This is a genomic window from Streptomyces sp. NPDC088553 (genome assembly GCF_044752965.1).
GTDB lineage: Bacteria > Actinomycetota > Actinomycetes > Streptomycetales > Streptomycetaceae > Streptomyces.
Genome location: NZ_JBIVMG010000010.1, coordinates 208,974 through 224,382 on the forward strand (window position 1 = coordinate 208,974; position 15,409 = coordinate 224,382).

The following is a 15,409-nucleotide window of genomic DNA, read 5'->3' on the forward strand; positions in this document are numbered from 1 at the left end:
GGGTTCCCTAGACGCGGTGGGCGGTCGGTCGTACCAGCAGGACACAGGTGAGGACGGCGAGCACGGCCGCCGCTCCCCCGGCCGCCACCGGGCCCGCCGCGGGTTCCAGCGTCTGCGCCGCCGCCGCGAGCAGACAGACGGCGGCCGCGCTGAGCACCGCCCCGAAGGCCTGGAGCAGCAGCCCCAGCCAGAGCACCGTCCCGATCAGGAGCAGGGTGACGAGCCGCGGCGGTGTCGGCCAGGGCGCCCCCGGCCAGGCCAGGGTCACGGCGACGGTGAGGGTGACGAGGACGCCGAGGTAGCCGCCGAGACAGAGCACGAGGGTGCCGGTGACCGCGCGGCGGAACTCGCGCGCGGTGGCCAGGGTCCGCAGCCGGGTCAGGCTCCCGTCCCGGAAGCGGTGCAGCAGCCACTCGGCGGGCCCCATGGAGAGGGTGAGCGCGATGACGGCGCCCGCCCCGCTCACCAGGGTGTCGCCGATGCCCGCGTGGAGCACGAGCAGACCGCTGCCGAGGCCGAAGAGGCCGTACGGGAGGGAGGCCGCGCGCGGGGGTCCGCCGCGTCCCGCCGCGCCGCGCCGGGCGCCCGGCCGGAGGACGAGCCCGGCGAAGGCGACGCTCGCGGTGAGCGCGGTGAGGAGGAGGCCGGCGCGCAGGAGGTCGGGCAGGTCCCAGCGGAAGGCGGGGACGGCTCCGGCGAGCGGCGCCAGGGCGCAGAGCAGGGCCCGTTCGCGGCCGAGGACCAGGAGCACGGTCGCGGCGGCGAGGTAGACCGACTGCCCGGCGGCGAACAGGGCCGCCGGGGTCTCGCCGGGAGCCGCGGCCGCGAGGGCGACGGCCGTACCGGCGAGGGCGCCCGCCGGGGCCCCGAGGAGCAGGGCGCGGGCGGCGGCGGGCCGGTCGCCGAGGCCCAGCCAGGTGTACGCGCGATGGGCGAGGGTCTGGTTCCAGACCCAGCCGGTGACGGCGCCCGCGAGCAGCGGAACCGTTCCGCCCGGGAGCCCGAACCGGCCCTGCTCCCCGGCGAGCAGGGGCGCGGCGAGGACGTACGCGAGGCCGGGCAGCGCGAAGACGAGTCCGCGCAGGAGACAGCCCGCGAGCCCGGTGTGCCAGGAGTCTCCGGGCGGCGCCTCCGGGGCGGGGTGGCGGCGCTCCACGCGCGCGTAGAGGTCCTCGGCGAGCTCGAAGGAGTCGGCGCGGCCGTAGGTGAGCCGGATGTGGTCGTCGGTCATGCCGTCGGACTCGAGGACGGCGGCGATCTCGTCGGGGTGCACGGCGACGGCGACGAGTCCCCCGAGCCGTTCGGCGAGCTCGTCGAGCGGATCGTCGGCGAACTCGCCTCCGGCGGGGTGCGACGGGCCTTCGCCGGGGTACGGCGAGGTGTCGGGGACGGCGGCCGGCCCGGGCGGGGCGACGGCCGCGGGGACGGCCGACGCGGCGGTCGCGGCCGGGATGCCGGAGTCCGGGTCCCCGGCCGTGGTCGCCGTTCCGGGGCCCCGGCCCGGCGGCCGGCCCGGGGCGCTCTCCCGCCGCGGGCGCGGGATCGCCGGCAGCGGGGCTTCGGTGCTCGGGGGTTTCAGCCACAGGGAGCCGCTCATGCCGGAGTACCTCCCGCCACCAGGGTCGGGGTGATGCGGCGCGGGGCCGGCAGACGGGCCGGCCAGGGCTTGGGCCGGACCTGGGGGCGTGGCGCGGGAAGGACCCGGTCGCCCGCCAGTTCGCGGTAGATCTGGCGGAATCCGTCCACCGAGCGGTGCAGGGTGAAGCGGTCGACGACCCGCTGCCGTGCGAGCCGGCCGAGTTCGGCGCGGCGGGCCCCGTCGCGGAGGAGTTCGGTAATGGCGGCGGCCATGACGGCCGGTTCGCGGGGCGGGACGACGATCCCGGTGTCGCCGACGGCCTCCCGTACCCCGCCGACGTCGGTGGAGACGGTGGCGCGGCCGCAGGACATGGCCTCGATGAGGGAGAACGGGAAGCCCTCGCTGATGGAGGAGAGCATCACCACGCTGCCGGCCGCGTAGGCGCTGGGCACGTCGGAGATCCGGCCCTCGAAGGTGATCCCGTCGGTGACGCCGAGTTCGGCGGCGAGCTTCTCCAGGCGGGTGAGGTAGTCCTCGTTCCCGGCGGGGACCGGGCCGAACAACCGGAGCCGCAGCGCGGGCAGTTCGGCCCGGCAGATGGCGTATGCCCTGATCAGGGTTTCGAGGTCCTTGATGGGGTCGACGCGGCCGCACCAGCTGAGCGTGGGCGTCTCGGGTTCGGGACCGGCCTCGGGGAAGAGGGCCGGGTCGACGCCGTTGTAGACGGTGCGGATGCGGTCGGCGGGGGCGCCGCCGCGCTCCTCCCAGCGCCGGTTGTACTGGTTGCAGGGGGTGATGAGGTCGGCCTTGCGGTAGCCGAGGGTGTTGAGCTCGCGGTAGAAGCCGAGCATGAGGGCCTTGACGGGCCAGCGTTGCGCCTCGGTGCGGTAGCCGAGATAGCGCTCGCGGAGGTAGATGCCGTGTTCGGTGAGCAGGAAGGGCACCCCTTCGAAGTGCTGTGCGGCGAGCGCCGGCAGGGTGGCGAGGCCGCTGGAGACGGCGTGGGCGACGCCGTCGGTGGATATCCGGGCGGCCAGCGGCCGCAGGGCGTGTTCGAGCAGGTCGGTGGCGGTGAGCGCGTCGTGGACGGTGGGCCGGGCCGCGAGCGTCGGCAGATGCGGCATGGTCCAGATCCACATCAGGGAGCGCAGGGCGGCCTCGGAGCGCAGGGCGTTGGTCAGGCGGCCCTGCCGGGCGAGTTCGGCGAGTTCGTACAGGCTGGTGCCGAAGTCGTAGCCCGCCTCCGGGTCGAGGAGGGCCAGGAGCAGGCGCTCGTAGGTGTCGAGGAAGCGGCGGCGCTCACGCCCCCGCAGGGTCCGGCGCGCTCCGGCGAACAGGCCGGGCGCGGTCGGGCCCTGCGGGAGTCCCCAGAGGGGGTAGGCGGTGTGCCGGGTGACGTTGGACGGCAGCTCCCAGGTGACGGGTTCGCGGCCGCTGCCGGTGAGGGCGAGGATCTCGAAGTCGACCTCGGGCATGCCGCGGACGAGCTGGTCGCACCAGGTGCTGACGCCGCCGTGGACATGCGGGTAGGTGCCTTCGGTGAGCATGGTGACATGACGGCCACTGCTCGGCATGTGCGGTTCCCCCCAGAACGTGCTGGTCAGGCGGTCGGGAGCGTGAGTGTGACGCTGGTCTGGAGCAGTTCGGGCGCGGTCCAGGCGGAGCGGGTCCCGGCGTACGGCGTGCCGAAGACGGCGGTGCCGAGGAGGAGGCGCTTGCGGGTCCCCTCGGGAGCGGTGACGGGCACGGTGAGGCCGGCGGGGGCCTTGACGGTGACCGCGGTGCCGATGCGGTAGGCGGTGACCTTTCCGGCGGCGAGGGCCTGGTCCCAGGCGGCGCGGCGGGTCAGTTCCGTGCCGACGTCCCGCTGGGCCGGGTTCACCAGGGGCGCGCTGGGTGCGAACAGGCCCCGGTAGTCGGCGAGCACCCGGTCGAGGACGGGGTAGAGCAGGCGCTCCTCGGCGAGGTTCGACTGGTGCACGTAGTGCGGCCGGGGGTCGTTGCCGAGGACGTGGGAGAGGGCGGTGCGGGCCTCCTGCGGCACGATGTGGTCGGCGTAGCCGGTGGCCGTGGGGAGCGGGGCGGGCAGGCAGGTGGAGGCCGGGTTGGACTCGCAGATGCCGCTGCCGCCGTCGGCGCGGGAGGTGTAGATCCAGTTGTACTCGTCGGCCATCTCGGCGGCGGTGCCCACGTTGTAGTACACGTTCATGGGATGGCGGGGCACGGTCTTCGCGGCGCCGGACGCGGTGCCGATGGTGCGCTGCTGCGGCTCGCGGGAGTTGTCGCTGCCGGTCCACTTGACGCCGTTGTCGGCGAGGGCGCCGGCCAGGTTCGGGTTGTCGACGGGCTGCTGGGGCAGGGTCCTGAGGCCGGAGTGCTCGCCGGTGACGAGTTCGGAGCGGTCGACGGAGATGCCCTTGCGGACGGCCCAGTCGTGGTTGTCTCGGATCTGGGCGGACAGCTCGGCGCGGCTGACCCAGAGGGTGTTGCCCTTGGTGTCCTTGGCGCACTGCCAGGGGACGACGGCGTTGTCCTGGACGCAGCCGAGGAAGGGATGGGTGTACGTGTGGTTGATCCACCGGTACTGGGCGCGGTCGGCGACGAGCCGGTCGGTGAGCGGGTCGGCGCCGGCGTGCTCGGTCTTCCACTGCTCGCCCTGGCCGCCGTTGTAGACCATGTCGAGGGTGAAGCCGGAGGACTTCTGCCAGGCGGCGGCGTACTGGGCGTCGGCGACCGTCATCCGGATCGGGTTCGCGCCCTCGCCGTCGTCGCCGACGCAGTCGAAGTCGCCGGGCGTGCAGTCGAGTCCGGTGTCCCAGCGGGCGTCGGGGGCGAAGACGTCGTCGACGTGCACGGAGAGGTAGTTGCGGCTCTGGCCGAGGTGGACGCCCTGGGTGAGCCATTCGACGATGCCGCGGGCGAGGGCCCGGAACTGCCGCTGGTACTGGTTGTAGGCGAAGGTGACGACGAGTTCGCGGCGCCCGTCGGCGGTGTACTCGCCGACGAGGCTGGCCCGGCCGCCGCCGTCGACCGGCACGTCCACGTAGCTGGTGTAGCCGGCCCGGGGGCGGCCCGCGTAGCCGTAACTCTCGGCGATCGACGGGTCGTTGTCCTCGAAGGTGACCGCGCCGGCCAGGTACCGGAAGGGGCCCGCCTTCCCGGCGGCGGTGATCCCCGCGGTGGTCCCGTCGAGGACGCCGGACCAGCCGCCCTCGTTGGTGTAGTCGAGGCCGACGCCGGGGTGCGACCAGGTGTAGGCGTCGACCTGCGGGATCCCGAAGGTCCGTTCGTACGTCTGGAGGGCGGTGTGCTCGGCGGAGTCGGGGCCGAAGGCGCTCTCGTGGGGCAGGACGACGCCCTGGTACTTGGCGCGGGGGCGGCCGTCGAGGGTGTCGCTGAGGAAGGCCGTGTCGAGAACCGGCCGGTTCGGGTCGTTCAGGTCGATCCTGCGGTACGGCACGCCGGAGCCCTTCAGCTCGGCGGTGATCGCCCCGACCGCGCTGCCGCCGTCGTCCACGACCAGGACGGTGAGGTCGACCCGGGGCACGGGGGCCGCGAGGGCCTGCGCGGACGGGACGACGGTGGCGAGCAGCGCGGCGGCGGCGAGGGCCGCGACGCGGGCGGTACGGGGCGCGGTGCGGGCGCCGCCACGGGTGCGGGGCGCGCTTCTGGGCGTACGAATCCGGCCGGAGTCCATCAGGTGGTGTCCCCCCTCTGCAGGTCCCCGCGCACCGGGGGCCGGGGCGGCGAACCTGTGGAGATGTTGCAGATGGTGCGAAGACGAGTGGGTCGTCCTTGCGTGACTGAGGCGAGTGTGAACGAGCGCTCCGAGCCTGAACGGTAAACATGAAAGAGACACCACGGATGAGTGAATCAGCGCCGCCGTGAGCGAACCGGGTGAGCGAGCGTAGGCTCGTTCTCGGCGCTCTCCGGGCCGAAATACGATGCGGCGGGCACGGTCGGCCCATCCCTCGACCGCCACAGAACTCAATGGAAGCGAGATTTCACCACCGTGACTGCTCTCACTCTCAGCACTGCCGGCGCGGCGACGCTCCGCGCCGACGCCCTCGTCATCGGCGTCGCGAAGTCCGGGAAGACGCTCGTCGTCGCTCCGGGCGCCGAGGCCGTCGACAAGGCCTTCGACGGTCGGCTCGCCGCCGTCCTGGAGACGCTGGGTGCCTCGGGTGCCGAGGGTGAGGCGACCAAGCTGCCCGCCCCCGCCGGCCTCAAGGCCCCCGTCGTCCTGGCCGTCGGCCTGGGCTCCGCCCCCGAGGACGGCGCGTCCTACGCCGCCGAGACCCTCCGCCGGGCCGCCGGTGTCGCCGCCCGCACCCTGACCGGCTCGAAGAAGGCCGCGTTCGCGCTGCCGATCGACGCCGCCGAGGACGCCGCCGCCATCGCGGAGGGCGCCCTGCTCGGCGCGTACGCCTTCGACCAGTACAGGACGTCGGGGGATGCCAAGGACGCGAAGAAGCCGCTGGGCGAGGTCGCCCTGCTCGGCGCCAAGCCGCGCGACAAGGCCCACAAGGCCGCCGCCGAGCGCGCCCAGGCCGTCGCCGAGGAGATCAACCGCGCCCGCGACCTGATCAACATGCCGCCGAACGACCTGACCCCGGCCGCCTTCGCCGCCGCCGCCCAGGCCGCCGGCAAGGAGCACGGCCTCAAGGTCCAGGTCCTCGACGAGAAGGCGCTCACCAAGGGCGGCTACGGCGGCATCCTCGGCGTCGGCGTCGGCTCCGAGAACCCGCCGCGCCTGGTCCGCATCGGCTACACCCACCCGAAGGCGGAGAAGACCCTCGCCCTGGTCGGCAAGGGCATCACCTACGACTCGGGCGGCATCTCCCTGAAGCCGGCCGGCCACAACGAGACGATGAAGTGCGACATGAGCGGCGCCGCCGCCGTGTTCTCCACCGTCGTCGCCGCGGCCCGCCTCGGCCTCGAGGTCAACGTCACGGGCTGGCTGGCCCTCGCCGAGAACATGCCGTCCGGCTCCGCCACCCGCCCGGGTGACGTGCTGCGCATGTACAGCGGCAAGACCGTCGAGGTCCTGAACACCGACGCCGAGGGCCGGCTCGTCCTCGCCGACGCGCTGACCAGGGCCTCCGAGGAGCACCCGGACGCGATCGTCGACGTGGCGACCCTGACCGGCGCGATGGTCCTGGCGCTGGGCAACCGCACCTTCGGCATCATGGCCAACGACGACGACTACCGCTCCGCGATCCACGAGATCGCGGAGGAGGTCGGCGAGGCGTCCTGGCCGATGCCGCTCCCCGCGGACCTGCGCAAGGGCATGGACTCCCCCACCGCCGACATCGCCAACATGGGTGAGCGGATGGGCGGCGGCCTGGTCGCCGGTCTCTTCCTCCAGGAGTTCGTGGGCGAGGGCATCACCTGGGCCCACCTGGACATCGCGGGCCCGGCCTTCCACGAGGGCGCCCCGTACGGCTACACCCCCAAGGGCGGCACCGGCTCCTCGGTCCGCACCCTGGTGCGGCTGGCCGAGCTGACGGCGGCCGGCGAGGTCTGAGCACTCGTGTGACGGCTACGGCCCCGGGCTGCGTGCCCGGGGCCGTCGCCGTTCGCCCGCGACGAAATCCGTAGGTTCGTACGCTCTGGTCCGCCCGCCGTACGGACGATCGGCCGTCTCAGAGCACGGCCCCGCGTCCCGCCATCCGTCAACAAGTGCGAAGATGGGTTCTCGGCAGGACAGGGCCCCCACCACAGGGCCGAAAATAAGCGGCCGAACACCAGCCGACCGACCGGTCCTCACCCGAAAGGGGAACGAGGGGACCGGCGACGAGCGCACATGCATGGAGGACGTGACGTGGCGAACGACGCCAGCACCGTTTTCGACCTAGTGATCCTCGGCGGCGGTAGCGGCGGTTACGCCGCGGCGCTGCGCGGAGCGCAGCTGGGCCTGGACGTCGCACTGATCGAGAAGAACAAGCTCGGCGGCACCTGCCTGCACAACGGCTGCATCCCGACGAAGGCCCTGCTCCACGCCGGCGAGGTCGCCGACCAGACCCGCGAGGCGGAGCAGTTCGGTGTCAAGGCCTCCTTCGAGGGCATCGACATCAAGGCCGTGCACAAGTACAAGGACGACGTGATCTCGGGCCTGTACAAGGGTCTGCAGGGTCTCGTCGCCTCCCGCAAGGTGACCTACATCGAGGGCACCGGCCACCTGTCCTCCCCGACCTCCGTCGACGTCGACGGTCGTCGTGTCGAGGGCCGTCACGTCCTCCTGGCCACCGGTTCCGTGCCGAAGTCCCTCCCCGGCCTGGAGATCGACGGCAACCGGATCATCTCCTCGGACCACGCGCTGACCCTGGACCGCGTCCCGGAGTCCGCGATCATCCTGGGCGGCGGCGTCATCGGCGTCGAGTTCGCCTCGGCGTGGAAGTCCTTCGGCACCGACGTCACGGTGATCGAGGGCCTGAAGCACCTGGTCCCGGTCGAGGACGAGAACAGCTCGAAGCTTCTTGAGCGCGCGTTCCGCAAGCGCGGCATCAAGTTCAACCTCGGCACCTTCTTCCAGTCCGCCGAGTACACCGACAACGGCGTCAAGGTCACCCTGGCCGACGGCAAGACCTTCGAGGCCGAGGTGCTGCTGGTCGCCATCGGCCGCGGCCCGGTCTCCGCCGGTCTCGGTTACGAGGAGCAGGGCGTCGCGATGGAGCGCGGCTACGTCCTGGTCGACGAGTACATGCGTACCAACGTGCCGACGATCTCGGCCGTGGGCGACCTCGTCCCGACGCTCCAGCTCGCGCACGTCGGCTTCGCCGAGGGCATCCTCGTCGCGGAGCGCCTGGCCGGCCTGAAGGCCGTCCCGATCGACTACGACGGCGTGCCCCGGGTGACGTACTGCCACCCCGAGGTCGCCTCCGTCGGCATCACCGAGGCCAAGGCCAAGGAGATCTACGGCGCGGACAAGGTCGTCGCCCTCAAGTACAACCTGGCGGGCAACGGCAAGAGCAAGATCCTCAAGACCGCGGGCGAGATCAAGCTCGTCCAGGTCAAGGACGGTGCCGTGGTCGGCGTCCACATGGTCGGTGACCGCATGGGCGAGCAGGTCGGCGAAGCGCAGCTGATCTACAACTGGGAGGCGCTGCCGGCCGAGGTCGCGCAGCTCATCCACGCCCACCCGACGCAGAACGAGGCGCTCGGCGAGGCCCACCTGGCCCTGGCCGGCAAGCCCCTGCACTCCCACGACTGACGCTCACGTCATCACAGGGCGCGACGACCACTTCCCGCAATTCGTTAGGAGCAACTGAAACCATGTCGGTTTCCGTAACCCTGCCGGCGCTCGGCGAGAGCGTCACCGAGGGCACCGTCACCCGCTGGCTCAAGGCCGAGGGTGAGCGTGTCGAGGCCGACGAGCCGCTGCTCGAGGTCTCGACCGACAAGGTCGACACCGAGATCCCCGCCCCCGCCTCGGGCATCCTGGCCTCCATCAAGGTCGCCGAGGACGAGACGGTCGAGGTCGGCGCCGAGCTGGCCATCATCGACGACGGCACGGGCGCCCCGGCCGCCGCTCCGGCTCCGGCCGCCGAGCCCGCCGCGGCCCCGGCCGCCGAGGCCCCGGCGCCGGCCGCCGAGGCTCCGGCCGCTCCGGCCCCCGAGGCCGAGGCTCCCGCCGCCCCGGCCGCTCCGGCCGGCGGTGCGACCGGCACCGACGTCGTGCTGCCCGCGCTCGGCGAGTCCGTCACCGAGGGCACCGTGACCCGCTGGCTGAAGTCGGTCGGCGAGACCGTCGAGGCCGACGAGCCGCTGCTCGAGGTCTCCACGGACAAGGTCGACACCGAGATCCCCGCCCCGGCCTCCGGCGTTCTCCTGGAGATCGTCGTCGCCGAGGACGAGACCGCCGAGGTCGGCGCCAAGCTCGCCGTCATCGGTGCCGCGGGTGCGGCTCCGGCCGCGCCGGCCGCCCCGGCCCCGGCGGCCCCCGCCGCCGCCCCGGCCCCCGCTGCCGCCGCCCCGGCCGCTCCGGCCCCGGCCGCCCCGGCCCCCGCTCCGGCGGCTCCGGCCGCCCCGGTCGCCGCCCCGGTCGCCGCTCCGGCGCCGGTCGCCCAGACCCCGTCGATCGCCCCCGCGGTCGTCACCCCGGTTCCGGCGGCCCCCGCGGCCGCCCCCGCCGAGGACGGCGCGTACGTGACCCCGCTGGTCCGCAAGCTCGCCACCGAGAACGGTGTCGACCTCGCGGCCGTCAAGGGTTCGGGCGTCGGTGGCCGTATCCGCAAGCAGGACGTCCTCGCGGCCGCCGAGGCGAAGAAGGCCGCCGCCGCTGCCCCCGCCGCGGCCGCTCCGGCCGCCGCCAAGGCTCCGGCCCTGGAGGTCTCCCCGCTGCGCGGTCAGACCGTCAAGATGACCCGCATGCGCAAGGTCATCGGCGACAACATGATGAAGGCGCTGCACGGCCAGGCCCAGCTGACCTCGGTCGTCGAGGTCGACATCACCAAGCTGATGAAGCTGCGCGGCCGCGCGAAGGACGCCTTCGCCGCCCGTGAGGGCGTCAAGCTCTCCCCGATGCCGTTCTTCGTGAAGGCTGCGGCCCAGGCGCTGAAGGCCCACCCGGTCATCAACGCCCGGATCAACGAGGACGAGGGCACGATCACCTACTTCGACACCGAGAACATCGGTATCGCGGTGGACTCCGAGAAGGGTCTGATGACCCCGGTCATCAAGGGTGCGGGCGACCTCAACATCGCCGGCATCTCGAAGAAGACCGCGGAGCTGGCCGGCGCCGTGCGCGCCAGCAAGATCACCCCGGACGACCTGGCCGGCGCGACCTTCACCATCTCCAACACCGGTTCGCGCGGCGCGCTCTTCGACACGATCATCGTGCCCCCGAACCAGGTCGCCATCCTGGGCATCGGCGCCACCGTGCGCCGTCCGGTCGTCATCAACCACCCGGACCTGGGTGAGACGATCGCGATCCGCGACATGACGTACGTCGCGCTGTCCTACGACCACCGTCTGGTGGACGGCGCCGACGCCGCCCGCTACCTGACCTCGGTCAAGGCGATCCTCGAGGCCGGCGAGTTCGAGAACGACCTCGGCCTGTAGGCAGTACGCCGAAAGGCATACGCCGAGGCAACGTAACGAGCCTCACCTGCGGCGCCCCCGTCCGGAAGTGTTTCCGGACGGGGGCGCCGCCGTATTGTCTTTAGAGTCAACACTCCCCGAGGAGCCGCTTCATGACCGTCCCCGTCGTCCACTCGCTGCGCGAGCAGATCCGCGAGCACATCGTGGAGGGGATCGTCAGCGGCCGCTGGAAGCCGGGCGAGCGCATCGTGGAGCGCCGGATCGCCACCGAGCTCGAGGTCAGCCAGACGCCCGTGCGCGAGGCGCTGCGCGAGCTGGAATCGCTGCGGCTGATCGAGTCGGCGCCGAACAAGGGCGTCCGGGTCCGCAATCTGACCGCGGCCGACCTGGAGGAGAGCTACCCCGTTCGGGCCGGTCTGGAGCAGATCGCGGCCGAGCTGGCGGCCGGCCGGCTCGCGGCCGACTGCTCGGCCCTGGAGCCGCACGTGGCGGCCCTGTACGAGGCGGACGCGACCTCCGACGGAACGGCCCAGGTGCGGCACACGGTGGCCTTCCATCGGGAGCTGGTGAAGGCCGCGGGGAACGCCGTCCTGCTGCACACCTGGGAGACGCTCGGCATCGAGGTCTTCACGGCCCTGTCGATCCGCTGGCTGGGCACGGTTCAGAAGTCGTACGCGGAGGAGCACCAGGAGCTGGTGGAGGCCTTCCGGCGGGGCGATCCGAACATCGGCGCGCTGGTGAAGGCGCATGTGCTGGGCTGCGCGCCGCGCGCCTGACCCTCTTTTCTCGTCACGGACGGTGAGCGGGTCCACCCTCGGGTGGGCCCGCTCATTCGTGCGCGCATGTCCTCAGTGAGCGACCTCTCCCCGCCCTCACCTGCGAAAACAAGGCACCGGGTGCCCCGTTTCGCGGCACCCTGTGCCGACTTTCTCGATCTGAAGAGGTTTTCCCCTTCAACCCTTTGATCGATCATCGATCGCCGGTTTACAGTCTTCGGCGGGCCGCTACCCGGCCCTTCGCCCTGTCCTGCCAGACAAGGCACCCCTTCTCCACCCCCACCTGTCCGGAAGGCGGCGATCATGACCGATCCCGTAGGCAAGATTCCGAGCGAGCTCGACCAGCTCCCGGACCGTGACACCGAGGAGACCGCCGAGTGGGCGGCCTCCCTGGACGCCGTCACCAAGGCCGCCGGCCCCCACCGGGCCGCCTACCTGATGCGCCGCACGCTCCAGCACGCCGAGGGCGCGGGCCTCGCCCTGCCCAAGCTGCTGGAGACGGACTACGTCAACACCATCCCGACCTCCGCCGAGCCGACGGGCGCCGCCTTCGACGGCGACGAGGCCATGGAGCGCCGGATCACCGCCTGGAACCGCTGGAACGCGGCCGCGATGGTCACCCGCGGCTCGAAGTACGGCGTCGGCGGTCACATCGCCACGTTCGCGTCGGCCGCCTGGCTGTACGAGACCGGCTTCAACCACTTCTTCAAGGGCAAGGAAGCCGACGGTTCCGGCGACCAGCTCTACATCCAGGGTCACGCCGCGCCCGGCATCTACGCCCGCGCGTTCCTGGACGGGCGCCTGAACGAGGCCCACCTCGACAACTTCCGGCAGGAGTCCGGCGGCAACGGTCTGCCCTCCTACCCGCACCCGCGCCGCCTGCCCTGGCTGTGGGAGTTCCCGACCGTCTCCATGGGTCTGGGCCCGCTCTCCGCGATCTACCAGGCGCGCTTCAACCGCTACCTGACCAACCGCGCCATCAAGGACGTCTCCGCCTCGCACGTGTGGGCGTTCCTCGGTGACGGCGAGATGGACGAGCCCGAGTCGACCGCGGCCCTCGCCCTGGCCGCCCGCGAGGGTCTGGACAACCTGACCTTCGTCATCAACTGCAACCTGCAGCGCCTCGACGGCCCGGTCCGCGCCAACTTCAAGATCGTGCAGGAGCTGGAGGCCCAGTTCCGCGGCGCCGGCTGGAACGTCGTGAAGTCCCTGTGGGGCAACGCCTGGGACGAGCTGTTCGCGCTCGACACCACCGGCGCCCTCGTCCGCCGTCTCCGCGAGGTGCCGGACGCGCAGGTCCAGACGTACCAGACCCGCGACGCCGCCTACATCCGCCAGGACTTCTTCGGCAAGGACCCGGCGCTCGTCGCGATGGCGCAGCTGCTGAGCGACGACAAGATCCTGGAGTGCTTCCACCTCTCGCGCGGTGGCCACGAGCCGCGCAAGGTGTACGCCGCGTACAAGGCCGCCGTCGAGTTCAAGGGCGCGCCGACGGTCATCCTCGCGCAGACCGTCAAGGGCTTCACCCTCGGTGAGGGCTTCGCGTCGAAGAACGCGAACCACCAGATGAAGAAGCTCTCGAACGACGAGTTCAAGAACATGCGTGACCTTCTTGAACTGCCCATCTCGGACGCGCAGTTCGCCGACGGCCAGGTGCCGTACGGCCACCCCGGCGCCGACTCCCCCGAGGTCCGCTACCTGCAGGAGCGCCGCGCGGCGCTCGGCGGTCCGGCCCCGGCCCGTCGCACCCACGCGATCGCCCCGCTGCCGGCCCCGGCCGAGAAGGCCTTCACCGCCTTCGACAAGGGCTCCGGCGCGCAGTCGATGGCGACCACGATGGCCTTCGTCCGTCTGGTCAAGGACCTCATCCGCGACAAGGAGACCGGCAAGCGCTGGGTCCCGATCGTCCCGGACGAGGCCCGTACCTTCGGTATGGAGTCGCTGTTCCCGTCGCTCGGCATCTACTCGCCGAAGGGCCAGACGTACGAGCCGGTCGACCGCGACCAGCTGATGTACTACAAGGAGGCCGTCAACGGCCAGATCCTCAACGAGGGGATCACCGAGGCCGGTTCGATGGCCGACTTCATCGCCGCTTCCACCGCGTACTCCACGCACGGCGAGGCGATGATCCCGTTCTACATCTTCTACTCGATGTTCGGCTGGCAGCGGACCGCCGACCAGATGTGGCAGCTCGGCGACCAGCTCGGCCGCGGCTTCCTCGTCGGCGCCACCGCGGGCCGTACGACCCTGACCGGTGAGGGCCTGCAGCACGCCGACGGCCACTCGCCGGTGATCGCGGCGACCAACCCGGCGGCGCTGACCTACGACCCGGCGTTCGCCTACGAGGTCGCGGCCATCGTCAAGGAGGGTCTGCGCCGGATGTACGGCGAGGCCGCCGAGGGCGAGGACCAGAACGTCTTCTACTACCTCACCGTCTACAACGAGCCGATGCCGCAGCCCGCCAAGCCGGCCGGCGTCGACGAGGGCATCGTCAAGGGCCTCTACCGCTTCAACACGGCGGAGTCCGCGGGCCTCGACCTCCCGGCGAACGCCTCGCGCATCCAGCTCCTCTCCTCCGGTACGGCCATCCACTGGGCCCTGGAGGCGCAGAAGCTGCTCGCCGCCGAGTGGGGCGTGGGCGCCGACGTGTGGTCCGCGACGTCCTGGACGGAGCTGCGGCGCGACGCGCTGGAGGCCGACGCGGCGCTGCTGCGCGGCGAGGAGCAGGTGCCGTACATCCGCCGGGCCCTGGAGGGCGTCGAGTCCCCGGTCCTCGCGGTCTCCGACTACATGCGCCAGGTCCCCGACCAGATCGCGCAGTGGGTCGAGCAGGACTGGTCCTCGCTCGGTGCCGACGGCTTCGGCCTCTCGGACACCCGTGACGCGGCCCGCCGCCACTTCGGTGTCGACGCCCAGTCGATCGTCGTCGCGGCCCTCGCGCAGCTCGCCCGCCGCGGCGAGGTCCCGGCCTCGGCCGTGAAGGAGGCGCGCGAGCGCTACGGCCTGTAGGCCCTGCCCTGTTGTCGGTGCGGGCGCGCATGATGGGTTCATGCGCGCCGCCCGGCTGATCAAGATGGTCCTGCTCCTCCAGTCCCGTCCTTCGATGACGGCGGCCGAGCTCGCCGCCGAGCTGGAGGTGTCGGAGCGCACCATCACCCGCGATGCCCTCGCCCTCTCGGAGGCGGGGGTTCCGGTGTATGCGGACCGGGGCAGGTCCGGCGGGTACCGGCTCGTCGGCGGCTATCGCACCCGGCTCACGGGCCTGGCGCGCGGCGAGGCAGAGGCGCTGTTCCTGTCCGGACTGCCGGGCGCGCTGCGGGACATGGGCCTGGAGGACGCGGCGTCGGCGGCCCGGCTGAAGGTGTCCGCGGCGCTGCTGCCCTCGCTGCGGGACGCCCCGGACTCGGTGGCGCAGCGTTTTCTGCTCGACGCGCCGGGCTGGTACCAGGAGCCGGAGACCCCGGAGCTGCTGGCGCCGATCGCGGAGGCGGTGTGGGACGACCGGATGGTCTCGGCCCGCTACCGGCGCGGTGACCGCGAGGTGGAGCGCGAGCTCGCCCCGTACGGCCTCGTCCTGAAGGCCGGCGTCTGGTACCTGTGCGCGCGGTCCGGTACGGCGTTCCGCACCTACCGGGTCGACCGCTTCGTCTCCGTCGCCCTCGCCGTGGAGCGCTTCGACCGGGACGAGTCCTTCGGCCTGTCCGCCTTCTGGGCCGAGCGCGCGGCGGAGTTCGCCCGCTCGATCCTGCGCGCCGAGGTCGTCGTACGGCTCACGGAGGCGGGTGCCCGCCGGCTGCCGTACGTGACGGACCGCGCGGCCGCCGAGGAGGCCCTCGCGGCGGCGGTGCCCGAGGACGGCGGGCTCCGGGTGGTCCTCCCGGTGGAGAGCGAGGAGGTCGCGTTCTCCCAGCTGCTCACGCTCGGCCCGGAGGCCGAGGTGCTGGCCCCGGCCTCCTTGCGCGAGCGCTTCGGCGCGGCCGCCCGGGCGATGGCCTCGCGGTACGCGTGAGGG

9 protein-coding genes are annotated in these 15,409 nt (G+C 72.4%); 6 read left to right on the forward strand and 3 right to left on the reverse strand.

The window, feature by feature from the left end:
• Positions 1-7: 7 nt before the first annotated feature.
• The 3 genes from ACIP8Z_RS30700 to ACIP8Z_RS30710 are packed head-to-tail and all read right to left on the reverse strand — an operon-like array spanning position 8 to position 5,276.
• The gene (locus ACIP8Z_RS30700; protein ID WP_402089304.1) at positions 8-1,597 is read right to left on the reverse strand and encodes a hypothetical protein; all 1,590 of its coding nucleotides are present in this window, start codon (positions 1,595-1,597) and stop codon (positions 8-10) included.
• The gene (gene pelF / locus ACIP8Z_RS30705; protein ID WP_402089306.1) at positions 1,594-3,153 is read right to left on the reverse strand and encodes a GT4 family glycosyltransferase PelF; all 1,560 of its coding nucleotides are present in this window, start codon (positions 3,151-3,153) and stop codon (positions 1,594-1,596) included. Before pelF ends, ACIP8Z_RS30700 begins: the two co-directional genes overlap by 4 nt.
• A gap of 26 nt (positions 3,154-3,179) precedes the next feature.
• Positions 3,180-5,276 (reverse strand): hypothetical protein, encoded by a 2,097-nt coding sequence (locus ACIP8Z_RS30710; RefSeq protein WP_402089308.1) that lies wholly within the window; start codon positions 5,274-5,276, stop codon positions 3,180-3,182.
• 315 nt (positions 5,277-5,591) lie between these two features.
• On the opposite strand from ACIP8Z_RS30710, the gene ACIP8Z_RS30715 reads away from it, so the two are divergent.
• The 6 genes from ACIP8Z_RS30715 to ACIP8Z_RS30740 all read left to right on the forward strand — a co-directional run bounded on the left by ACIP8Z_RS30715 (position 5,592) and on the right by ACIP8Z_RS30740 (position 15,406).
• A complete protein-coding gene (locus ACIP8Z_RS30715; protein WP_402089310.1) occupies positions 5,592-7,106 on the forward strand; it encodes a leucyl aminopeptidase in 1,515 nt (504 codons plus the stop codon).
• 297 nt (positions 7,107-7,403) lie between these two features.
• Positions 7,404-8,792, forward strand: a complete 1,389-nt coding sequence (gene lpdA / locus ACIP8Z_RS30720) for a dihydrolipoyl dehydrogenase (RefSeq protein WP_402089312.1) — start codon at positions 7,404-7,406, stop codon at positions 8,790-8,792.
• A gap of 62 nt (positions 8,793-8,854) precedes the next feature.
• Positions 8,855-10,642: a 2-oxoglutarate dehydrogenase, E2 component, dihydrolipoamide succinyltransferase gene (gene sucB, locus ACIP8Z_RS30725; protein WP_402089313.1), complete on the forward strand. Its 1,788-nt coding sequence runs from the start codon at positions 8,855-8,857 to the stop codon at positions 10,640-10,642.
• A 131-nt stretch (positions 10,643-10,773) separates the two neighbouring features.
• Entirely contained in the window at positions 10,774-11,397 is a 624-nt protein-coding gene (locus tag ACIP8Z_RS30730) for a GntR family transcriptional regulator (protein WP_030314321.1), read from the forward strand.
• A 303-nt stretch (positions 11,398-11,700) separates the two neighbouring features.
• Positions 11,701-14,406: a pyruvate dehydrogenase (acetyl-transferring), homodimeric type gene (gene aceE / locus ACIP8Z_RS30735; RefSeq protein WP_402089315.1), complete on the forward strand. Its 2,706-nt coding sequence runs from the start codon at positions 11,701-11,703 to the stop codon at positions 14,404-14,406.
• A 40-nt stretch (positions 14,407-14,446) separates the two neighbouring features.
• On the forward strand, positions 14,447-15,406 hold the full coding sequence (locus ACIP8Z_RS30740; RefSeq protein ID WP_402089317.1) for a helix-turn-helix transcriptional regulator: 960 nt from the start codon (positions 14,447-14,449) through the stop codon (positions 15,404-15,406).
• Positions 15,407-15,409 lie beyond the last annotated feature (3 nt).

What these genes read in the sequence shown, in the direction of transcription:
- ACIP8Z_RS30700 (WP_402089304.1), bottom strand. Translation starts at nt 1,597, where the DNA reads ATGAGCGGCTCCCTGTGGCTGAAACCCCCGAGCACCGAAGCCCCGCTG.
- pelF (WP_402089306.1), bottom strand. Translation starts at nt 3,153, where the DNA reads ATGCCGAGCAGTGGCCGTCATGTCACCATGCTCACCGAAGGCACCTAC.
- ACIP8Z_RS30710 (WP_402089308.1), bottom strand. Translation starts at nt 5,276, where the DNA reads ATGGACTCCGGCCGGATTCGTACGCCCAGAAGCGCGCCCCGCACCCGT.
- sucB (WP_402089313.1), top strand. Translation starts at nt 8,855, where the DNA reads ATGTCGGTTTCCGTAACCCTGCCGGCGCTCGGCGAGAGCGTCACCGAG.
- ACIP8Z_RS30730 (WP_030314321.1), top strand. Translation starts at nt 10,774, where the DNA reads ATGACCGTCCCCGTCGTCCACTCGCTGCGCGAGCAGATCCGCGAGCAC.
- aceE (WP_402089315.1), top strand. Translation starts at nt 11,701, where the DNA reads ATGACCGATCCCGTAGGCAAGATTCCGAGCGAGCTCGACCAGCTCCCG.
- ACIP8Z_RS30740 (WP_402089317.1), top strand. Translation starts at nt 14,447, where the DNA reads ATGCGCGCCGCCCGGCTGATCAAGATGGTCCTGCTCCTCCAGTCCCGT.